The sequence below is a fragment of the Magnetospirillum fulvum MGU-K5 genome, assembly GCF_000442515.1.
Taxonomy (GTDB): domain Bacteria; phylum Pseudomonadota; class Alphaproteobacteria; order Rhodospirillales; family Magnetospirillaceae; genus Phaeospirillum; species Phaeospirillum fulvum_B.
In genome coordinates, this window is record NZ_AQPH01000037.1 from 14,262 (window position 1) to 34,029 (window position 19,768).

Sequence of the window (19,768 nt, forward strand, 5' to 3'; positions counted from 1 at the left end):
GTCATGGCGCCTATATCCAAACCTGTCCTTTCGTCATAATAGTCCGCTTTCGGTGCAAAGTCACGATCGGGCTTGGAGCGAAGCCGTGAGCGTATCTACCCCCCTCTTCCTTCCCGACGAAGACGCAACCCGCCGCCTGGGCCAGGGGCTGGCGGCGCTGGCGCGGCCGGGCGATGTGATCGCGCTGCATGGTGGCCTGGGGGCGGGAAAAAGCACCCTGGCCCGCGCCTTCATCCGCGCGCTGACCAGCCCCGACGAAGAGGTGCCCAGTCCGACCTTCACCCTGGTTCAGGTCTATGATAGTTCCTCGGGCCCGCTGTGGCATTTCGACCTCTACCGGCTGGACCGGCCAGACCACGCCTTTGAACTGGATATCGAGGATGCCTTTGCCGAGGGCATCTGCCTGATCGAATGGCCGGATCGGCTGGGGCCGCTGCTGCCCGCCGCCCGTCTCGACCTCCGGCTGGACGAAGCCGAAAACGAGGGAAGCCGTCGCGCCCACCTGACCGCCACCGGCTCCTGGGCCGACCGTATCGGAGAGCTTTGCCTGTGACCGCCGACACCATCACCCCCCGCGAGTCCCTGATCCGCGCCTTTCTCGCCCGCCACGGCTGGGGCGAGGCCGAGCGCGGCACCCTGGCGGGCGATGCCAGCTTCCGCCATTACGACCGGCTGCGGCGCGGAAGTGAAACGGCGGTGCTGATGGACGCGCCGCCGCCCCAGGAAGATGTCCGTCCCTTCGTCGCCCTGGCCCGGCATATCGAGAGCCTGGGTCTGTCGGCCCCCCGCCTGCTCGGGGTGGACGAGGTCAACGGCCTGCTGCTGCTCGAGGATCTGGGCGACCGCACCTACACCCGCTGTCTTGCCGCTGGCGAAGACGAAACCGCGCTCTATGCCCTGGCCACCGACGTTCTGGCCGAGATCACCGCCCGGCCCGATGCGATTCCGCCCGGCCTGCCCCGCTATGACGACGAGCGCCTGTTGACCGAAGCGGCGTTGCTGACCGACTGGTATTATCCGGCGGTAACCGGCTCTCCCCTCCCCGCCCCCCAGCGCGAGGAATATCTGGCGATCTGGCGCCGGTTGTTCCCGCTCGCCCGGCTGGCACCGGAAACCCTGGTTCTGCGCGATTTCCACGTCGACAATCTGATGCGGCTGAACCGGCCCGGTCTGGCCGGATGCGGCCTGCTCGATTTCCAGGACGCGGTTGCCGGTCCCGCGACCTATGACCTGATGTCGCTGCTGGAGGATGCCCGCCGCGACATCGACCCGCTGTTGATCGAGCGGATGAAACAGCGCTGGCTGGCGCGGGTCGGCGGGCTGGACCGGGTCAGCTTCGAAGCCTCGTGGGCGGTGATGGCGGCGCAACGCCACGCCAAGGTGATCGGCATCTTCACCCGGCTGGCCCGGCGCGACGGCAAGCCGCTTTATCTCGGCCACATTCCTCGACTCTGGCGGCTGATGACCGCCACCCTGGCCCATCCCGCTTTGTCGGAGTTGGCGGCGTGGCTCGAGCGGACGATCCCGGCCGACCGCCGCACCGTGCCGACGCCATGACCGCGCCGTTCTCCCACGCGATGGTGCTGGCCGCCGGGCTGGGGCTGCGGATGCGGCCGATCACCCTGACCATTCCGAAACCGCTGGTCCCAGTGGCGGGGCGGACGATGCTCGACCGCGCCCTGGATGCCCTCGATGCCGCCGGGGTCAGCCAGATCGTCGTCAATTGCCACTGGCTGGGCGAGAAAATCCGCGACCACCTCGCCGGACGGCCCGAGATCGTGCTGTCGCCCGAGGATGAGTTGCTGGAAACCGGGGGCGGCGTCACCCATGCCCTTCCCCATCTCGGCGACGCGGCGTTCTTCGTCGTCAATGCCGACATTTTATGGACCGAGGGCGCGGTTCCGGCGCTGGAACGGCTGCGCGCCGCCTGGGACGATTCCCGGATGGACGCGCTGTTGCTGCTCCACCCCACCGCGACGGCGGTCGGCCATGACGGGCCGGGCGATTTCTTCCTCGAGCCTGACGGGCGGCCCCGCCGCCGGGGCGACGCGACCCGCGCCCCCTACCTGTTCACCGGGGTGCAGAGTCTCCACCCCCGTCTGTTCGAGGGCGCGCCGTCGGGCCGCTTTTCGCTCAACGTCCTCTACGACCGCGCCCTGGCGCGGGGACGGCTGGCCGCAATCGTCCATGACGGCGGCTGGTTCCATGTCGGCACCCCCGAGGCCCTCCCCGCCGTCGAGGCGCGGCTGCGCGACGTCCAAACGACCTCCGGCGCGGCATCGGACACGCGCTGAGGCAAAGGAAGACGGGGGATTGAGGGATCGGCTGGCTTCCCGCGCCGGAACGCGACGGCCCAAAAGCAAAAAGGCCTAGCCGGATAACTGGCTAAGCCTTTGAAAAATCTTGGTGGAGCCGAGCGGGATCGAACCGCTGACCTCCTCGTTGCGAACGAGGCGCTCTCCCAACTGAGCTACGGCCCCTCAAGGAAGCCGGAAATTAATCAAAGCCCGCGGCGCTGTCAATGGCCGACTTTAATCTTTTCGCAGCGAGGCCGATCAGGCCGGACTTGCCATGCGGGGGCAGCGCGGAGTACCTGTGAACGATGTCTTCCGCACCATCCCCCCTCGCTCCGCCGCTCGGCTCCGTCCAGACCTGGGTGTTCGATCTCGACAATACCCTGTACCCGGCCTCGTCGAGCCTGTTTCCCCAGATCGACCAGAGGATGCGGCGGTTCATCGCCGAACTGCTGGATCTGGACGATCAAGACGCCTACACGCTGCAAAAGCGCTATTACCGCGAATACGGCACCACCCTGTCGGGCCTGATGCAGGTTAACGGTGTCGATCCCGACCGGTTCCTCTCTTACGTCCACGATATCGACCATTCGGTGCTGGTGCCCGACCTTCGACTGGCGGCGGTGCTGGAACGGCTACCGGGGCGCAAGCTGATCTTTACCAACGGCTCGGAACGCCATGCCGAGGCGGTGCTGGAGCGGCTGGGCATCGCGCATCGGTTCGAGGCGGTGTTCGACATCCGCGCCGCCAATTTCATTCCCAAGCCGCAGCCGCATGGCTATCTGCGCCTGATCGAACGCTTTGGCGTCGATCCCAAAGGCGCGCTGATGGTCGAGGACATCCATCGCAATCTGCGCCCCGCCGCCGTGCTGGGGATGCGGACCCTGTGGATTCGCGAAGACGACCATCCCGACGGCCCGATTCCGCCCCAGGACGTGTCCGACCTGTCGCACGTCGATTACGTCACCGACGATTTGGTGTCCTGGCTCGAAGCGTCGGTGTAGACGATCTCGATCACCTCCAGGGTCTCGATCCCGCCCGGAGTGCGCAGTTGGACCAGATCGCCCACGCTCGCTTTGTGCAGGGCGCGGGCGACCGGCGACACCCAGCTGATCAGCCCCTTGTCCATGTCGGCCTCATCGACGCCCACCAGGGTTACGGTGATTTCCTGGTCGCGCGAATTGGCATAGGTGACGGTCGCGCCGAAATAGACCCGGTCATGCCGGGTTTGAAGCGCCGGATCGACCACCACCCCGCTCTCGATCCGCCGGGTCAGAAAGCGAATGCGGCGGTCGATCTCGCGCAGACGCTTCTTTCCATACAGATAATCGCCGTTTTCCGAACGATCGCCATTGCCCGCCGCCCAGGACACGATTTCGACCACGCGCGGCCGCTCTGTCCGCAGCAGATGGTCGCGCTCGGCCTTCAGTGCCGCATAGCTCTGCGGCCGCATGTAATTCTTCGTCCCCGCCGGAAGACCGGCCGGGGCCTCGTCCTGATCGTCGTCATCGCCGCCGCTGTCTTCGCGGGTAAAGGCTTTGCTCATTATCATGTCCCTCAATCGCCGGGCGCTCGTTCCACTCGCTGGGCTCTCGCGCCATGAGGCGCGGGCGCTCAACGCGTCCGTCGCTGACGCTCCGTATCATGTCCCTCAATCGCCGGGCGCGTCCTCCGGACGCTGGGCTCTCGCGCCATGAGGCGCGGGCGCTCAACGCGTCCGTCGCTGACGCTCCGTATCATGTCCCTCAAATCGCCGGGCGCTGGTTTCGGTCAGGCCTTGACCCCGGCTCCGACTGCCGCCGGGGCGGTGGGGTCAAGCGGCCAGCGCGGCCGCGGCGCGAAATCAAGATCGTCGATCAGCCCAAGGCGGAAGCGTTCGATCCCGGCCCAGGCGATCATCGCCGCATTGTCGGTGCACAGCCGCAGCGGCGGCGCCAGCAATTCCAGCCCGGATTCCTCGCCGACACGGGCCAGGGTCTGACGCAGCAGGGTATTGGCGGCGACTCCGCCCGACACCACCAGATGCCGCCCCTCGGGCCAGCGGGCGCGGAATTGAGCGGCGGCGCGGGTGACACGGTCGGCGATCGCTTCGGCCACCGCCGCCTGGAAACCGGCGCTGACATCGGCGGCATCCTGGGCCGACAGCGGCTGGGGCAGGCTTTCGATCAGCAAACGAACCGCATTCTTGAGGCCCGAGAAGCTGAAATTGCAATCGGGACGGCCCTTCATCGGACGCGGCAGGGCAAAACGGGTGGGATCGCCCCCCGCCGCCGCCCGTTCCAGTGCCGGACCGCCGGGATAGCCGAGTCCGGCCATCTTCGCCACTTTATCGAACGCCTCGCCCGCCGCGTCGTCGATGGTGGTGCCGAGGCGGCAATAGCGCCCGACCCCTTCGACCGCAAGCAACTGGCAATGCCCGCCCGACACCAGCAGCAGCAGATACGGGAAGTCGAGTCCGCTGGTCAGCCGTGCAGTCAACGCATGGCCCTCCAGATGATTGATCGCCAAAAAAGGCTTGTCAGCCGCCAGGGCAATCGCCTTGCCGGTCATCACGCCGACGATCACCCCCCCGATCAGACCGGGGCCGCCGGTGGCGGCAACCGCGTCAAGGTCGGAAAAAGCGCATCCGGCTTCGGCCATCGTCTCGGCAATCAAGCGATCGACATGGTGAAGATGAGCGCGGGCGGCGATTTCCGGCACCACGCCCCCATAGGGGCGGTGGTCGTCGAGCTGCGACAAAACCCGTTCGGCCAGCACGGTTCGGCTGTCCGTCACCAGGGCGGCGGCGGTCTCATCGCAACTTGTCTCGATTCCCAGAACCAGCAAGACGTAAATCCCTTTGCAGAGCGCAGCACGACTTACTACAACAATGGGACCATGACAGCAAAACCCAACACCCAACCGACCATCAGAATTGGCACCCGCGGTTCGCCGCTGGCGCTGGCGCAGACCTACGAGACCCGCGAGCGGTTGGCCGCCGCGTGGCCGGACCTGGCCCAGCCTCCGGTGGGAGGGGTGGATCCGGTCGAGATCGAGGTCATCAAGACGACCGGTGACATGGTCCTGGACCGGCCATTGTCGGAAATCGGCGGCAAGGGGTTGTTCACCCGCGAGCTCGACGAAGCGATGCTCGACGGTCGCATCCGTATTGCCGTTCACTCCATGAAGGACGTGCCGACCTATCTGCCCGACGGCATCATCCTGCCCTGCATCCTGCCGCGCGAAGACGTGCGCGACGCGTTCATCTGCCTGAAGGCCAAATCCATTGCCGATCTGCCCGCCGGTTCGGTGATCGGCTCGTCCTCGCTGCGCCGCGGCGCTCAGATCCTCAACCGCCGCCCCGACCTGAAAGTGGTCAACTTCCGCGGCAACGTCCAGACCCGGATGCGCAAGCTTGAAGAAGGCGTGGTCGATGCCACCCTGCTGGCGATGGCCGGCATGCGTCGGCTGGGGCTGGAGAAGCACATCACCGGCTCGATCGAGACCGAGGACATGCTGCCGGCGGTGGCCCAGGGCGCGATCGGCATCACCTGCCGCGCCGATGACGAAGAGGCTCTGCGCTATCTCGAACCGCTCAACTGTAAGGATTCCTTCGACCGCGTCGCGGCCGAGCGGGCGTTCCTGACCAAGTTGGACGGCTCGTGCCGCACTCCGATCGCGGCTCTGGCGACGCTGGACGGCGATCAGATGTTCTTCCGTGGCCTGATCGTCAGCCCCGACGGCAAGACCGTCCATTCGACCTCGCGCACCGGCACCCGTGCCGACGGCGTGGCGATGGCGATCGATGCCGCCGAGGAATTGTTCAAGGCCGCCGGGCCTGGCTTCTTTGACTTCATGACCAGCTAGTCGGCCATGCTCCAGGCTCTGGTCACACGTCCGAAAGAAGATGCGGAACCGGTCTCCCGCGCGTTGACCGATCGCGGTTTTGCCGTGATGACCGAGCCGTTGCTGACGATCGAGCCGGTTCCTGGAGCCACGGTCGATACGACCGGGCTCCAGGGCCTGCTGGTCACCAGCGCCAACGGAGCGCGCGCCTTGGCTCGTCTGCTGCCCGACCGGACCCTTCCGGTCTGGGCGGTCGGCGACGGCTCGGCACGGGTCGCCCGCGATCTGGGGTTCGTTTCGATTGAATATGCCGGTGGCGATGTCGGCAGCCTGACCAATCTGGTCCTCGACCGCGTCGATCCCACCAAAGGCCCACTGCTGCACGCGGCGGGCGAGACCGTCGCGGGCGATTTATGCGGCGTCCTCAACGCGCGCGGCTATGACGTCCGCCGCGAAGTGCTGTACCGCGCCGTAACCGCCACCACCCTCTCACCCGAGCTATGCCGAGCGTTGCACGCAGGCGAGATTGATCTCGCGCTGTTTTTCTCTCCCCGCACTGCCGCCACTTTTGCTACCCTGATTAACGATGCGGGGCTGGGGGAAAAGCTTGCCCGCATTCAAGCCTATGGCCTGTCGGGGAATGTCACGGCCAAATTAAGAGAATTGCCCTGGGCCGCCTTGCACAAGGCGGCCGAACCCACCCTGGCTGCCCTGTTGGCGGCCGTCGACGAGAATGGACGCCCTTCATGACGCAAGAGTCCTCCGCAGAGCCCAGTGACCGGACGGCAGCGCCGACCGAGACCCGGCGCTCGTCCGGCGCGGGCAAGGTGATCGCGCTGCTGCTGGTGCTGCTGTTGGCGGTTGGCGGCTGGGCGAGCTTTCCGCTCTGGCGCGAAATGGCGGGTTTCCCGGCCCAGGACGGGGAGCTGGCTGCCGTCCGCGCCGCTCAGACCGCCTTGGCCAACCGTCTGAACCGCCTCGAAGCCAGCCTGGGGCAGGTGAGCGCGCTGGAACAGAAAGTCGCCGCCGTCGAAACCCAGTCTCAGGTCCCCGCCCAGTTGACCGCCGATATCGAATCGCTGGCCCGGCAGATCGAGACCTTGCGCAAGAACGCGGTTGACGGTCCGGCGGTCGCCCGCCTCCCCGCCGAGGTCGATGCGCTGTCCAAGCAGGTCGAGACGCTGCACAAGACCGCCGCCGATGCCGCGACCCTGCTGCGCCTTTATGACCGGCTCGATCAGACCGACGCCGCCGTTCGCGACATGAAGACCAAGCAGGCCTCGGCCTCGGGTCTGCTGCTGGCCGTCGGGCAATTGCGCGAAACGGTCGATCGCGGCCTGCCCTTCGATGCCGAATTGCGCACCGTCAAGGTGCTCGCCGCCGACGATGCCGAGGTGCTGACCGCGCTGGAGACGATCCGTCCCTTCGCCGCCGCCGGCATCCCGACCCGGTTCGCCCTGCTCGGCCGTTTGGAGCATCTGGCTCCGGAAATCGTCCGCGCCGAATTGTTGCCCGCCGAACAGGGCTGGAGCCGCCGCGCCGCCGACCGGGTGCTGTCGCTGGTGTCGATCCGGCGCGAAGCCGGGCTGGTCGCCGGTAACGACGCCACCGCGATCGTCGCCCGCGCCGAATCCGACCTGAACAGCGGCGATCTCTCCGGGGCCGTCGCCGAAATCGACCTCTTGGTCTATGGACCGGCCGAAGCCGCCGCCCCGTGGGCCGGGCAGGCCAAGGCCCGGCTGGCCGCCGACAAGGCCTTGTCGGAACTGACCGCCCATAGCCTAGCCCTTGCCGGGGTGCGGCCATGAGACGGCTGGTCGGGTTTCTCCTCTTCACCGCTCTGCTGGTGATGGCGGCCGTCTGGCTGGCCGATCAGCCCGATGAAATCACCATCCGCTGGCAGGGCTGGCGCATCGACACCAAGGCCCCGATCCTGCTGCTGGGCCTGTTGTTCGTGGCCAGCTTCGCCGTCGGCCTGGGCCGGATGGCCCGCTCTGTCGTCGGGGCCCCCGGTCGGTTGTCCGGGGCGCGCCAGACCAAGCGGACGCTAAAGGGCTATCGCGCCTTGTCCGAAGGACTGGCGGCGGTCGCCACCGGCGACACCCGTCGGGTGGCCCGGCTGGCCCATCAGGCCGAGAAGCTGTTGAAGGACCCGTCGCTGACCGGCCTCCTCAGCGTTCAGGCGGCGCGGATGGGCGGCGACGAAAGCGAGCTGCGGGCCCGCTTCGAAACGATGCTGACCCGGCCGGAAACCGCGTTTCTGGGCCTCAAGGGGCTGACCGATCTGGCGCTCCGCCGGGGCGAACGCGACCATGCCCGCGATTATGCAGCGCGGGCTCTGGCGTTGCAGCCCTCGGCCGAAGGCTTGGCGGCGACCCTGTTCGATCTTCAGGCCGAAGCCGGTCTGTGGGCCGAAGCCGAAATCACCCTCAGCGTGGCGCGGCGCTATCGCACCATGCCGACCGAGGAACTGGCGCGGCGGCGGGCGCAGATTCTCTATGCCCGGGCCCAGGCCGCCGAAGATCGCGGCAACCGGGTCGAGGCGCTCGATCTCGCTTTGGCGGCGCGCAAGGCCGATCCGTCCTTCATCCCCGCCGTGGTTCTCGCCGTCGAAATCCTGCGGCGGCGTGGCAAGGAACGTAAGGCGAGCCAGATGGTTCAGGCCGCGTTCCGGATTGCGCCGCATCCGGCCCTGGTCGCCGCCTGGATCGCGTTTGGTCCCAACGACACCCCGCTGGAGCGGGTCAAACGGGTCCAGCGTCTGGTCGAAGTCAATCAATCCTCCTCCGAAGGTCAGCTTGCCCTTGCCGAAGCGGCGCTGGATGCCAAGCTGTGGGGTCAAGCCCGCACCCGTCTGACCCAGGCTCTGGAAGAACGGCCCAGTCACCGCGTGCTGACCCTGCTGGCCCGGCTGGAGCGTGAGGAAAACAAGGACGAAAAGGCGGCCCTGGCTTGGCTGGCGAAGGCTGGTGCCCTCGCTCCCGATCCGGTGTGACCGCGCACCGTCCGACGTGACCCGGCGGGAGCGTTTTTCGGAGTCTCCGATGATGAGAGTCTCTGCTCTCCGCCTGTGTTTTGCGCCCCCGGTCCCCCCCGGGTGGCGGGCCGCTAAGATTCCATGCATCTTCTCGCGGTTCAGGCCGGCACCCTTCCCGATGGTAACGACGCCGTCGATCTTGGTCAGAGTCCGGCCGAGATCGTCATCCTGTCGGCTGCCGATACCGATCTTGCCTGTCTGGCCAAGGCCTGGCAGGGCGGTCCCGGCGGGCTGCGTCTCGCCAACCTGATGCGGCTGGGCCACAACCTTTCGGTTGATCTGTATGTCGAGCAGGTGATCGAGCGGGCGCGGTTGGTCGTGGTGCGTCTGCTCGGCGGCCGGGCCTATTGGCCCTATGGGGTGGAGCAGATCGCGGCGGCGGGGCGGCGTAACGGTATCGCCGTCGCCTTCCTGCCCGGCTCGAGCGAGCCCGACCCCGATTTGACCGACGCCTCGACTCTGCCGCCCGAGGCGGTCGAGCGGCTGTGGCGGTATCTGCTGCATGGCGGACCTGACAATGCCAGCGCCTTTCTTGCCTATGCCGGATCGCTGATCGGCCGCCCGGCGGCCTGGGTCGAACCGCATCCGTTGCCGCCTGCCGGACGGCATTGCGCCGATCCCGCCGACGGCCGCCCTCGCGCTTTGCTGGTGTTTTACCGTGCTCTGGTGCTGGCCGCCGATCTGGCCGCGATTGACGCGCTGATTGATGCCCTGCGGGCTGACGGGATGGCGGTCACCGCCCTCTACGTCCACAGCCTGAAGGACCCGATCGGGGCCGGACTGGTCCGGGCCGAGATCGCCGAAACCCCGCCCGATATCATCCTCAACATCACCGGCTTTGCCGTTTCGGCCCCAGGTCGGGCGGCGGCGGGGCCGTTCGGACCGGCTGATTGCCCGGTGCTGCAAGTGATCCTGGGCGGGGGGACCGAGGCAAGCTGGCGGGCGGGACGCGGCGGGCTGGGGCCGCGCGATCTGGCGATGAACGTCTCGTTGCCCGAAATCGACGGCCGTGTCCTCGCCCGCGCCATTTCGTTCAAGGCGCTGATCCGCGACGATGCGACCCAATGTGACATCGCCCATCATGCCCCTGTCGCCGACCGGGTCGCCTTTACCGCGCAGCTGGCGGCCAACTGGGCAAGGCTGCGGCGCAAGCCCGCAGCCGAGCGCCGCATCGCGCTGATTCTCGCCAATTATCCCCACCGCGACGGGCGGCTGGGCAACGGAGTCGGGCTGGACACTCCGGCCGCCGCCGCCGCGATTGTGCAGGCGATGGCGCAAGCGGGCTACGACGTCCCGGCCGCGCCCCAGGACGGTCAGACCCTGATCGCCCAGCTGCTGGAGGGCGTCACCAATGGCGGTGTGGCCGGGCGCGCGGTGCGCGAGACCTTGGCCCTGGACGAGTATCGGGCGTGGTTCGCGACTCTGCCCGCTTCGGTTCGAGACGCGGTGACCGAGGCCTGGGGACCGCCCGAGGCGGACCCGTGGTTTCTCCCCGCAGCGGGAGCTTTCGCCGTTCCGGTGCTGCGCTTCGGTGGCGTGGCGGTCGCGGTCCAGCCCGCCCGTGCCGGGGCGGACGACGCGGCGCGGCGCTATCACGATGCCGATCTGCCGCCGCCGCACCGCTATCTGGCGTTCTATCTGTGGCTGCGCCAGAGTTTCGCCGCCGATGCGATCGTTCATTTGGGCAAGCACGGTACGCTGGAATGGCTGCCGGGTAAGGCGGTCGCACTGTCGGCCACATGCTTCCCCGAACTGACGCTGGGGCCGCTGCCCCACCTTTACCCCTTCATCGTCAACGATCCGGGCGAAGGCACCCAGGCCAAGCGCCGGGCCGGAGCGGTGATCATCGATCATCTGACTCCGCCGCTAACCCGGGCCGAGACCTATGGCCCGCTGCGCGAACTGGAGCGGCTGGTCGATGAATATTACGAAGCGGCGGGGCTTGATCCCCGCCGCCTCGCCGTGCTGCGCCGGGAGATTCTGACGTTGAGCGCGGTGGCGGGGCTGGAGGCCGATCTTGGCATCGACCCGGACGACGATCCCGACGCGGCGTTGAAGAAGCTCGACAACCATCTGTGCGAGTTGAAAGAGCTGCAAATCCGCGACGGGCTGCACATCTTCGGTCAGGCTCCCGAAGGGGCGCAGCGCGACTCGCTGCTGGTGGCGCTGGCCCGGGTGCGCCGGGGCGTGGAGCCGGAAGCGGACTCGTTGACCCGCGCCTTGGCCGCCGATTTGGGGCTGGGATTCGATCCGCTCGATTGCCGCGCCGCCGACCCGTGGACCGGGCCGCGCCCGGCTCCGCTGGCCGACCTCTGTGCCGATCCCTGGCGCAGCGTCGGCGACAGCGTCGAGCGGCTGGAAGCGCTGGCGCTGGCGCTGGTAACGGGCGAGCGGCTCTGCCCACCGGACTGGAGCTGGAGCCGGACCCGGCCGGTGCTGCATTGGATCGAGGCCACGTTACGCCCCACCGTCGCGGCATGTGGCCCGGCCGAGATGGCGGCGCTGCTGGCCGGACTGGACGGGCGCTTCGTCGCGCCCGGACCATCGGGGGCGCCGACGCGGGGCCGTCCCGACGTGTTGCCGACCGGGCGCAATTTTTTCTCGATCGACCCCCGCACCATGCCGACTCCCGCCGCTTGGTCGCTGGTGTGGAAGTCGGTATCGCTGTTGCTGGAACGTCATCTTCAGGATCACGGCGACTGGCCGCGCGCGATGGCGGTGACCGCCTGGGGCACCAGCGCGATGCGGACCGGCGGCGACGATCTGGCCCAGGCGCTGGCGCTGATGGGGGTTCGTCCCCATTGGGAAATCGGCTCGGGCCGGGTCAGCGGCTATGAAATCATGCCCGCTGGCGTGCTCGACCGCCCCCGCGTCGATGTCACCTTGCGGGTGTCGGGGCTGTTCCGCGACGCCTTTCCCGGCCTGATCGATCTGTTCGATGCCGCCGTCCGCGCCGTCGCCCAGTTGGACGAGCCACCCGCAATCAACCCGCTCGCCGCCCGCGTCGCCACCGACCGCGCCCGGCTGGAAGCCTCGGGCCTGTCGCCCGACGAAGCGTTGCGCCGCGCCGCCTATCGGGTGTTCGGGGCCCGGCCCGGAGCCTATGGCAGCGGACTGGAACCGCTGATCGAAGGCGGCGGCTGGGGCCGTCGCGAGGATCTGGCCGCCGCCTATATCGCCTGGAGCGGCTGGGCCTATGGCGGCGGGGTCGATCCCGAAGCCAGCCAGGATTTGTTGACCGACCGGCTGGCCGCGATCGAAGCGGTGGTGCAAAATCAGGACAATCGCGAGCACGATCTGCTCGATTCCGCCGAATACGCCTTGTTCGAAGGTGGGCTGGCCGCTGCGGTCGAAGCGGCATCGGGGCAGGCGCCGGTGGTCTATCATCCCGACCATTCCCGCCCGGACTCGCCCCGGATCAACACGCTCGACGAAGAGATCGCCCGGATCCTGCGCGGGCGGATGGTCAATCCGAAATGGATCGCGGGCGTGATGCGCCACGGCTATAAGGGCGCGGCCGAGATGGCCGCTGGTCTCGATTATCTGCTGGCCTTCGCCGCCACCACCCGCGCCGTCCGCGACCATCACTTCGAACTGGTGGCCCAGGCCTATCTGAAGGACGATGCGGTGCGGGGCTTCCTCGCCGAGGTCAACCCGGCCGCGCTGGACGATATCCGCGCCGCGCTCAGGGCCGCGTTCGAACGCGGCCTATGGCGGCCCCGCGACAACCGCATCTACGACCTGTTCGCCGAGGAGAGCCCCCCGCCATGCTGACCCGCCGCGCCGTGATCCTCGCCCTGCTCGCCTTTGTCGGCTGTGTCGGTGGCTATGTCCTGGCGCATTGGGCCGCCTTCATCCGCTAAAGCTCAGGCGGCGGCGTGGACCGAAACCAGCGGGCAGTCGCAGGGGCTGCGCTCGATCTGCACCGTGCTGTGGTCGATGCCGAAATGCTCGTGCAGTTCTTCGGCCAGTTCAAGCAGGAAGGCATCCGTATTCTCGCTGTTCGGCATCACCAGATGCGCGGTCAGCGCTACCGCGCTGGTGCTGAGCGACCAGATGTGGAGGTCGTGCAAGTCGCTGACGCCGGGCTGATCGAGCAAAAAGGCTTCGACCGCCGCCCGGTCGATTCCAGCCGGAACCGCATCGAGGGCTAGGTCGAGCGAATCGCGGAACAGGCCCCAGGTGCCGATGGCGATGATCACGACGATCGCCAGACCGATCACCGGATCGATCCAGCTCCACCCGGTCAGGGCGATCAGCCCGGCAGCGACGATCACCCCGCCCGAGATCGCGGCGTCGGCGACCATGTGCAGGAACGCGCCCCGCAGATTGAGATCGCTGCTTGCCCCCTTGCGGAACATCAAAGCGGTAACGCCGTTGATCACCAGTCCGACGGCGGCAACCGCCATCACCGGCCCCGCCTCGATCGGGGTGGCTTCGGTCAGCAACCGCCGCACCGCTTCCCACCCGATCGCGCCCAGGCCGAACAGCAACAGCCCGGCATTGCTGAGCGCGGCCAGGATGGTACCGCGTCCCAGTCCATAGGTCAGTCGCCCGGTCGGTCGCCGCCGCGCCAGCGCCATCGCCCCCCAGGCCAGCAACAACCCGGCGACATCGGCGAGGTTGTGACCGGCATCGGCCAGCAGCGCCAACGAGCCAAAGGCGATACCGCAGGCGACTTCGACCAGGACGAAGCCAAGATTGAGGCTGGCTCCGATCGCAAACGCGCTGTTGTGGCTGGGAAGGGAATGGTGGTGATGGTGATGATCGTGACTATGCCCGTGATCGTGGCCCACCGCCCCCTCCTGCAAAAATCAGTCGCATTCGCAATCAAGACTCGGAACCGGCCTCTCCGTCAAGGGCGACGCCGGTCGATGACGGATTTGCGAAAGGTGCATTCCGGAACTCTATTGCATTGAGCCGGACGGCGGCGAGGATTATGCTGCATTGCACAATCCCTCCTGGAGATCTGTTGAGATGACTAATGCCGCTGTTGCCGTTGCGTCGCCTGAACCGGTCCAGACTCTGTCCCTGGCGGGCAAAAAGGGACTGATCATCGGGATCGCCAACCGCCAGAGCATCGCCTATGGCGTCGCCCGCCATGTTCGCGCCTATGGGGCCGATCTGGCGATCACCTACCTCAACGAAAAAAGCGACAAATACGTCCGCCCGCTAGCCGAAGAGGTGAATGCTCCGATCTATCTGCCCTGCGACGTCCGCGAGGAGGGACAGCTTGAAGCGGTCTTCGCCGCGATCACCGAAAAATGGGGCAAGCTCGATTTCGTCATCCACGCCATCGCCTTTGCCAATCGCGAGGATCTGCATGGCCGGGTGGTCGATTGCTCGCGCGACGGCTTTGCCCTGGCGATGGACGTGTCATGCTTCTCGTTCATCCGTTGCGCCAAACTGGCCGAGCCGCTGATGAAAGATGGCGGTTGCCTCGTCACCCTGTCCTATTACGGTGGGCGCAAGGTGGTCGATCATTACAACGTGATGGGGCCGGTCAAGGCGGCACTGGAAAGCACCACCAAATATCTCGCCCACGAATTGGGGCCAAAGGGCATCCGGGTCCTGACCATTTCGCCCGGCCCGCTGCGGACCCGCGCCGCCTCGGGCATCGACCATTTCGACGAATTGCTTGATGCCGCCGCCGCCAAGGCGCCCACCCATCAATTGGCCGATATCGACGATGTCGGATCGTTTGCCGCCTATCTGGTCAGCGATCTCGCCAAATCGGTGACCGGGACCACCCTATTCATCGACGGTGGTGCCCACATCGTCGGCTGATCCCCTCCCCTTGAGCCGGTCCTGGGTGACGGGACCGGCTTACCGGACTACCGATCCGTCCGGGGCAGGCCCCCGCCCATGAAAAACCCCCGCACCGGGGGGAGCGGCGCGGGGGTTTCAGAGGGAGGACTTTTGAGTGGCTGAGGCTCAGAAGCTTATGATGTGACTATGCCATCCAGCGGATTACCGCATCGTGGCGACGGGGTGAGATTTTTGTAATAATTCAAAACAAGGCGGCATTCCACGCGAGGGCTCAACCCTAAGCGAAATGCAGCGCCAGCCAGACCGTCGGCACCATTGGATCGGTCCAATCAACCCGATGGCGGCAATGGGCTGGGATCAACAGATAATCCCCCGCCCCCATCCGCCGCGGCTCGGCTTCCTCGGCAAGGCGCAGCAGCGCAGCCCCCGACACCACCATCACCCATTCTTCCTGATCTTGGTCATACCAAAAACCGGGCGGGCTGGCCTGCCCGGTCGAGACGATCCGTTCGATCCGCAGCCCCGGGCGCGACAGCAGCGGGGTGACCTCTTCCTCGGTCGCAGCGGGTGATATCTCGTCAAACAGGTTTGCGCAGGTCGGCATCAGGGGACCATCGGTACGACACGACAAAAAGAAAGGGCGGCCCAAAGGCCGCCCTTCCCTCAAAACCCAAGCCAGGAAGGCTTAGAACTTCAGCGACAGACCGGTCATGCCGTAGTAGCCGTCGTTCTTGAGCGTGTCCTTGGTGGTGCCAGCCGGGGCGTAGCCATACAGGCCGCTCTCGTAAGCGGCATAACCGACCGAGGCGAGCAGATCGATACCGGCGCTCAGGCTGTACTTGCCCGAAGCCTGGTAGAAATCGATCGTATCATCGCCATGGTTGCGGTAAGTCGCGTTGGTGTCAGCCTTCGCACCCTTGGTCTCGGAGTGGAAGTAGGCGAAGCTGACCGCATACGGGCCGGTCGCATACTGCAAGCCAACGTCGAAGGCCTGACCGCCGAAGTCGAACTTGGTGTTGCCGAGCGGGTTGTTCTTGGTCAGGTCGACCACACCAGTAACGCCACCGTTGAAGCCACCAGTGCCGTTGTTGACGTTGCCGCTGCGGGCAATCGCGTCACGAGCGAGCTGGTACGAACCACCGAGGGTGAAGCCAGCGTAGGACAGCTGGGTGCCGCCCGAATACTGGGTGAAGGTTTCACCAGCCGACAGGATGGTCTGGACCGCACCAGCGGACAGCTTCACGCCGACCGGGCCGATGGTCCGGTTGTAACCGGCACCGACACCGTACGCCTGGGCGCGGGCGTTGCCCTGGGCGCGGTTGTCTTCGGAAATCGCGGTCGGGACATAGGTGGCACCGAGGGTCAGACCACCGAAGACGGGGCTGACGTAGGTGATCTTTTCCGCCTTGTTGTCGGTGATGATCGCGGTGGTGTTGGTCGACGAGCTGTAACCAGCGCGCTGGTTCATGCCCATCACGGCACCCGGCTTCAGGATGGTGTAGTTGCCGGTGGCCATGCCGCCTTCGGAGAAGTTGCTGGCCGCGTCGGGAGCGGAAACGTGCAGCAGGGCCGCGCCGTTCTTCAGGGTGCCGACGAACACCTTACCGAAGCCGCCTTCAACCCAGGCATAGCTGCTGTCGATCAGGTCGGTGGTCTGGTCGGTGTGGCCACCGGCTTCCAACGACACGAACACGCCGACCTTCAGGCCGTTGTCCAGAGCGGTGCTGCCCTGGAACTGAATCTCGTTGTCGCCCTTGATACCGGCGGTGTTGATTCGACCCGCATTGCCATGGCTGCCGGTATTGTCAGCGGCATTGAGGCCCTTCGAGTAGTTGCTGCTCTGCTCAGCACCAACAACCCACCAGCGGGAGAAGCCGCCAACCGACAACTTGATCGGGTCCGCAGCCTGGGCCGCATCGGCGCCCACGAGGCCAACGGCAACCAGCGCGGTGCTGGCGAAAAGAATCTTCTTCATGGAAACTCCCTCTCTTGGATTGTTGAAGTCTGATCAGCGCCAAGCTTGCGAGCAAACAGACAGGCCAATCGATTTCTTGGCAGCATGACGCCATAGCCAGACATCCAACGTCAAGCAAGCCGCCCGCCTCCTGTGATGAATGCCGCGCACTGTGGCATGAAAGCAACAACCCCGCCGCAGGGATGAGGGAACCATCGCGGTGCGAAAGCACGGGAATCGTCACTCCCCTGTCCTGGGCCGTTAGTCTCGGCCGGGAAATTCATGACAAGGACAATGACAAAGAGCCGCCCCGGATCATCTTGATCCGGAGCGGCTCTGAACATGACGTTTTCATGACGATGCTTGCGCGCCCACAGCGCTCGCGAAATTTCTAATGTACGCTGAGCGCCTCAAGATCATGCTGGCGGATCGCGGCAAAGGCGGACAGGCGATCGGGCGCGGTGCCGATCCGGGTACCGTCGGCCGAGCAGATCGCCCATTCGCCCACCGCTATATGGCGAACATAGGCGACCATCGACAGGCCCCACCCGGCCAGATCGGACACACTCATCACGCGGGCCGCCAACGCCGGACTCATTTTCTGTTCGATAATGGCCATGATCAGACTTCCTCCGGAACGGGGACGCGGATGGGAATGGCACGAACGCGGGTCTCGGGCTGACGGCGGGTGATGTCGATATGGAGCAGACCGCTTTCCAGCGCCGCCCCTTCGACCTCGATTCCCTCGGCCAGCACGAAGGCGCGCTGGAACTGGCGGGCACCGATCCCGCGATGGATATAGACGCGGGTCCCTTCCTCTTCGGCCTGACGGCCCCGGATCACCAACTGATTATCCTCGACCGCAACCGACAGATCGGACATCGCGAACCCGGCGACCGCCAGGGTGATGCGCAGACGGGTTTCGTCGACCTGTTCGATATTATAGGGCGGATAGCCCTCGGGCGAGGTCTTTGAAATACGGTCGAGCACCCGTTCGAAATGATCGAAGCCAAGAAGAAGCGGGCTGTTGAAGGTGGCGATTCGGGACATGACGCGAAGGTCTCCTCTGACGTCGAGCGAGAACGGAACCGAAGGGCCCGCCATGGCACCCTTCGTTACCCCTATCATTTTGGGGGCGAACGCCCCGGCGTCAAGCGATCCGCGTGGATGTTCCGATTCCGGCTTGTGTTGGCATCGCCCCGGCCAAGGCGTATCATTGTCGAACCAATCGCGAACTGCCGGGCTGCGAGGTCAACGATGACGAACACTGTTCTTTCCGTTATTTCCGCGCTGGCTGCGGTGGTCACGAAGCCGCACGAAGGCGACCAGCATCTCCCCCCCAAGCCGGTGATTACCCTGTCGCGCGATTTCGGATCGGGCGGTGACGTGATCGCCTCGAAACTGAGCCAGGCGCTCGACCTGCCGCTGTATGACGAGCAGGTGCTGCGCGAGGTCGCCACCCGGCTGAAGGACGATCCCGCGATCGTCCGGATGCTGGACGAGGGCTTTGGCCGCGCCAAGGACATGTGGCTGTACCGGCTGCTGTCGGGCAAGGATATCGGCCCGGATTCCTATCGCGATTCGCTGGTCAAGGTCGTGATCAGCCTCAGCCGCCTGGGCGGAATCATTCTGGGACGGGGTGCCCACGTCATCCTGACCGAGGAATGTGCCCTGCGCGTCCGCATCACCGGCACGCCGGAAATCTGTGCCCGTCGGATGGCCTCTGCCGGTCACGGCAAGGAAGAGGATTTGCTGGCCCAGGCCCGTGAAATCAACCACCGGCGCGAGACCTTCGTGTGGGAGGTGTTCCAGTCGCGCCTGTCGGACGCCAGCGAATTCGACCTGACCATCAATACCGACCGGATGGATAATTTCGACGATGTCGTCGAGACCATCGTCGCGCTGGCCAAGGCGGTTCAGCACGGCCGGGTGCTGCGCCACGATCTGAAGCGGGTTTGACCGCCCAAATCTGGTTCGCGATCCAAGGACAGACGTCACCGTGACCCATGCGACGCCCGAGGACGCAGGCGCTGCCTGCGACCTCTATCTGCCCCCCCAGGGCGGGCATGACGAACTCAACGCGCCCGGACGCGGCGTGCGTGCCCATTGGCGCGAGTTTATCGATACTTTCTCTGCCTTGTCGCCCGAAGAAATCACCCGACGCTGGGATCTGGGCCAGACCCTGCTGCGCGACAACGGCGTCACCTATAACATCCACGGTGACCGCGCCGGGCTGGACCGGCCGTGGCGGCTGGACCCCTTGCCGGTGATCCTGCCCGCCGCCGAATGGTCCCGGCTGTCCGCCGCGATCGCCCAGCGTGCCGGGTTGCTGGAAACCATTCTGGCCGATCTGTACAGCCGTCACGCCCTGATCGGCGACGGATTGATTCCCCCCGGCCTGCTCTATGCCAATCCCGCCTTTCTGCGCCCGTGTCACGGCTGGCTGCCGCCGGGCGGGCGCTACCTGCACATTTACGCCGCGGATCTGGCCCGGGGCACCGATGGCTGCTGGCGGGTGATGTCGGACCATACCGAAGTCCCCTCCGGCACCGGCTATGCCCTGGAAAACCGCACCATCGTCAGCCGGGTGCTGCCCGAAATTCACCGTGCTTTGCCGGTCGAGCGGCTGGGACCGTTCTTCGAGACGGTAAGGCGGGGATTGCTGGCACTGTCGCCGCGCCGGACCGAACAGCCCCGCGTCGTACTGATGAGTTCCGGTCCGTTCACCGAGACGTTTTTCGAGCACGCGTTCCTGGCCCGTCAGCTTGGCATCACCCTGGTCCAGGCCGAGGATTTGACCGTCCGCGACAATGCGGTGTTCTTGAAGACCCTGACCGGGCTGCAACGGGTCGATGTCATCGTCCGCCGTTCCGGCTCCGAATGGTGCGA

Annotated in this window: 19 protein-coding genes and 1 tRNA gene; 12 read left to right on the forward strand and 8 right to left on the reverse strand. The window is 66.2% G+C overall.

The genetic code is table 11. From position 1 onward, the window contains the following. Nucleotides 1-85 precede the first annotated feature (85 nt). Genes tsaE through K678_RS10480 form a run of 3 tightly spaced genes read left to right on the forward strand, consistent with a single transcriptional unit; the run spans nucleotide 86 to nucleotide 2,294 of the window. Complete coding sequence (gene tsaE / locus K678_RS10470) at nucleotides 86-553, forward strand: tRNA (adenosine(37)-N6)-threonylcarbamoyltransferase complex ATPase subunit type 1 TsaE (RefSeq protein WP_021132420.1); 468 nt, start codon at nucleotides 86-88, stop codon at nucleotides 551-553. Continuing rightward, nucleotides 550-1,557 (forward strand): aminoglycoside phosphotransferase family protein, encoded by a 1,008-nt coding sequence (locus K678_RS10475; RefSeq protein WP_021132421.1) that lies wholly within the window; start codon nucleotides 550-552, stop codon nucleotides 1,555-1,557. Before tsaE ends, K678_RS10475 begins: the two co-directional genes overlap by 4 nt. Further along, complete coding sequence (locus K678_RS10480; RefSeq protein ID WP_021132422.1) at nucleotides 1,554-2,294, forward strand: nucleotidyltransferase family protein; 741 nt, start codon at nucleotides 1,554-1,556, stop codon at nucleotides 2,292-2,294. The genes K678_RS10475 and K678_RS10480 overlap by 4 nt, the downstream gene beginning before the upstream one ends. Nucleotides 2,295-2,404: 110 nt before the next feature. Here the strand turns inward: K678_RS10480 and K678_RS10485 are convergent. Beyond that, nucleotides 2,405-2,480 (reverse strand) — tRNA-Ala (locus K678_RS10485). Nucleotides 2,481-2,602: 122 nt separating this feature from the next. Here K678_RS10485 and K678_RS10490 point away from each other — a divergent pair. Then, nucleotides 2,603-3,298 carry a pyrimidine 5'-nucleotidase gene (locus K678_RS10490; protein ID WP_021132423.1) on the forward strand — a complete coding sequence of 232 codons (696 nt, stop codon included), beginning with the start codon at nucleotides 2,603-2,605 and terminating at the stop codon, nucleotides 3,296-3,298. Here K678_RS10490 and greB read toward each other — a convergent pair. Together greB and tsaD are read right to left on the reverse strand one after the other, a co-directional pair. Continuing rightward, complete coding sequence (gene greB / locus K678_RS10495; RefSeq protein WP_021132424.1) at nucleotides 3,253-3,840, reverse strand: transcription elongation factor GreB; 588 nt, start codon at nucleotides 3,838-3,840, stop codon at nucleotides 3,253-3,255. The genes K678_RS10490 and greB overlap by 46 nt on opposite strands. Nucleotides 3,841-4,064: 224 nt before the next feature. Next, complete coding sequence (gene tsaD, locus K678_RS10500; protein WP_021132425.1) at nucleotides 4,065-5,120, reverse strand: tRNA (adenosine(37)-N6)-threonylcarbamoyltransferase complex transferase subunit TsaD; 1,056 nt, start codon at nucleotides 5,118-5,120, stop codon at nucleotides 4,065-4,067. 51 nt (nucleotides 5,121-5,171) lie between these two features. Between tsaD and hemC the strand changes: the two genes are divergently transcribed. The 5 genes from hemC (at nucleotide 5,172) to cobN (ending at nucleotide 12,930) form a co-directional block, all read left to right on the forward strand. Continuing rightward, entirely contained in the window at nucleotides 5,172-6,140 is a 969-nt protein-coding gene (gene hemC, locus K678_RS10505) for a hydroxymethylbilane synthase (protein WP_021132426.1), read from the forward strand. 6 nt (nucleotides 6,141-6,146) lie between these two features. Then, a complete protein-coding gene (locus K678_RS10510; RefSeq protein WP_021132427.1) occupies nucleotides 6,147-6,869 on the forward strand; it encodes a uroporphyrinogen-III synthase in 723 nt (240 codons plus the stop codon). Continuing rightward, complete coding sequence (locus K678_RS10515) at nucleotides 6,866-7,927, forward strand: COG4223 family protein (RefSeq protein ID WP_021132428.1); 1,062 nt, start codon at nucleotides 6,866-6,868, stop codon at nucleotides 7,925-7,927. The genes K678_RS10510 and K678_RS10515 overlap by 4 nt, the downstream gene beginning before the upstream one ends. Next, the gene (locus K678_RS10520; RefSeq protein ID WP_021132429.1) at nucleotides 7,924-9,114 is read left to right on the forward strand and encodes a heme biosynthesis protein HemY; all 1,191 of its coding nucleotides are present in this window, start codon (nucleotides 7,924-7,926) and stop codon (nucleotides 9,112-9,114) included. Before K678_RS10515 ends, K678_RS10520 begins: the two co-directional genes overlap by 4 nt. Nucleotides 9,115-9,237: 123 nt before the next feature. Then, on the forward strand, nucleotides 9,238-12,930 hold the full coding sequence (gene cobN / locus K678_RS10525) for a cobaltochelatase subunit CobN (protein ID WP_021132430.1): 3,693 nt from the start codon (nucleotides 9,238-9,240) through the stop codon (nucleotides 12,928-12,930). A gap of 92 nt (nucleotides 12,931-13,022) precedes the next feature. Here the strand turns inward: cobN and K678_RS10530 are convergent, their stop codons facing one another. Beyond that, nucleotides 13,023-13,952, reverse strand: a complete 930-nt coding sequence (locus K678_RS10530; protein WP_021132431.1) for a cation diffusion facilitator family transporter — start codon at nucleotides 13,950-13,952, stop codon at nucleotides 13,023-13,025. Between the two features lie 181 nt (nucleotides 13,953-14,133). Here K678_RS10530 and fabI point away from each other — a divergent pair, with 181 nt between their 5' ends. Next, complete coding sequence (gene fabI, locus K678_RS10535; RefSeq protein ID WP_021132432.1) at nucleotides 14,134-14,943, forward strand: enoyl-ACP reductase FabI; 810 nt, start codon at nucleotides 14,134-14,136, stop codon at nucleotides 14,941-14,943. Nucleotides 14,944-15,202: 259 nt separating this feature from the next. On the opposite strand, the gene K678_RS10540 is transcribed toward fabI, so the two are convergent. The 4 genes from K678_RS10540 to K678_RS10555 all read right to left on the reverse strand — a co-directional run bounded on the left by K678_RS10540 (nucleotide 15,203) and on the right by K678_RS10555 (nucleotide 17,929). Then, nucleotides 15,203-15,529, reverse strand: coding sequence for a cupin domain-containing protein (locus tag K678_RS10540; RefSeq protein ID WP_039852776.1), 327 nt, complete (start codon nucleotides 15,527-15,529; stop codon nucleotides 15,203-15,205). An 81-nt stretch (nucleotides 15,530-15,610) separates the two neighbouring features. After that, nucleotides 15,611-16,900 carry a porin gene (locus tag K678_RS10545; RefSeq protein ID WP_021132434.1) on the reverse strand — a complete coding sequence of 430 codons (1,290 nt, stop codon included), beginning with the start codon at nucleotides 16,898-16,900 and terminating at the stop codon, nucleotides 15,611-15,613. Nucleotides 16,901-17,270: 370 nt separating this feature from the next. After that, nucleotides 17,271-17,498 carry a DUF1150 family protein gene (locus K678_RS10550; protein ID WP_021132435.1) on the reverse strand — a complete coding sequence of 76 codons (228 nt, stop codon included), beginning with the start codon at nucleotides 17,496-17,498 and terminating at the stop codon, nucleotides 17,271-17,273. 2 nt (nucleotides 17,499-17,500) lie between these two features. After that, complete coding sequence (locus K678_RS10555) at nucleotides 17,501-17,929, reverse strand: Hsp20 family protein (RefSeq protein ID WP_021132436.1); 429 nt, start codon at nucleotides 17,927-17,929, stop codon at nucleotides 17,501-17,503. A 207-nt stretch (nucleotides 17,930-18,136) separates the two neighbouring features. Here K678_RS10555 and K678_RS10560 point away from each other — a divergent pair, with 207 nt between their 5' ends. Both K678_RS10560 and K678_RS10565 read left to right on the forward strand, forming a co-directional pair. After that, nucleotides 18,137-18,838 carry a cytidylate kinase-like family protein gene (locus K678_RS10560; protein WP_021132437.1) on the forward strand — a complete coding sequence of 234 codons (702 nt, stop codon included), beginning with the start codon at nucleotides 18,137-18,139 and terminating at the stop codon, nucleotides 18,836-18,838. A gap of 40 nt (nucleotides 18,839-18,878) precedes the next feature. Continuing rightward, the coding region (locus tag K678_RS10565) for a circularly permuted type 2 ATP-grasp protein (protein WP_021132438.1) at nucleotides 18,879-19,768 on the forward strand (890 nt) is incomplete at its 3' end.

Excerpts from the sequence above, each read along its gene's own strand:
- K678_RS10515 (WP_021132428.1), top strand. The coding sequence starts at position 6,866 with ATGACGCAAGAGTCCTCCGCAGAGCCCAGTGACCGGACGGCAGCGCCG.
- K678_RS10555 (WP_021132436.1), bottom strand. The coding sequence starts at position 17,929 with ATGTCCCGAATCGCCACCTTCAACAGCCCGCTTCTTCTTGGCTTCGAT.
- K678_RS10550 (WP_021132435.1), bottom strand. The coding sequence starts at position 17,498 with ATGGCCATTATCGAACAGAAAATGAGTCCGGCGTTGGCGGCCCGCGTG.
- K678_RS10540 (WP_039852776.1), bottom strand. The coding sequence starts at position 15,529 with ATGCCGACCTGCGCAAACCTGTTTGACGAGATATCACCCGCTGCGACC.
- K678_RS10520 (WP_021132429.1), top strand. The coding sequence starts at position 7,924 with ATGAGACGGCTGGTCGGGTTTCTCCTCTTCACCGCTCTGCTGGTGATG.
- cobN (WP_021132430.1), top strand. The coding sequence starts at position 9,238 with ATGCATCTTCTCGCGGTTCAGGCCGGCACCCTTCCCGATGGTAACGAC.
- K678_RS10545 (WP_021132434.1), bottom strand. The coding sequence starts at position 16,900 with ATGAAGAAGATTCTTTTCGCCAGCACCGCGCTGGTTGCCGTTGGCCTC.
- hemC (WP_021132426.1), top strand. The coding sequence starts at position 5,172 with ATGACAGCAAAACCCAACACCCAACCGACCATCAGAATTGGCACCCGC.
- K678_RS10510 (WP_021132427.1), top strand. The coding sequence starts at position 6,147 with ATGCTCCAGGCTCTGGTCACACGTCCGAAAGAAGATGCGGAACCGGTC.
- K678_RS10560 (WP_021132437.1), top strand. The coding sequence starts at position 18,137 with ATGACGAACACTGTTCTTTCCGTTATTTCCGCGCTGGCTGCGGTGGTC.
- fabI (WP_021132432.1), top strand. The coding sequence starts at position 14,134 with ATGACTAATGCCGCTGTTGCCGTTGCGTCGCCTGAACCGGTCCAGACT.
- K678_RS10480 (WP_021132422.1), top strand. The coding sequence starts at position 1,554 with ATGACCGCGCCGTTCTCCCACGCGATGGTGCTGGCCGCCGGGCTGGGG.
- greB (WP_021132424.1), bottom strand. The coding sequence starts at position 3,840 with ATGAGCAAAGCCTTTACCCGCGAAGACAGCGGCGGCGATGACGACGAT.
- K678_RS10490 (WP_021132423.1), top strand. The coding sequence starts at position 2,603 with ATGTCTTCCGCACCATCCCCCCTCGCTCCGCCGCTCGGCTCCGTCCAG.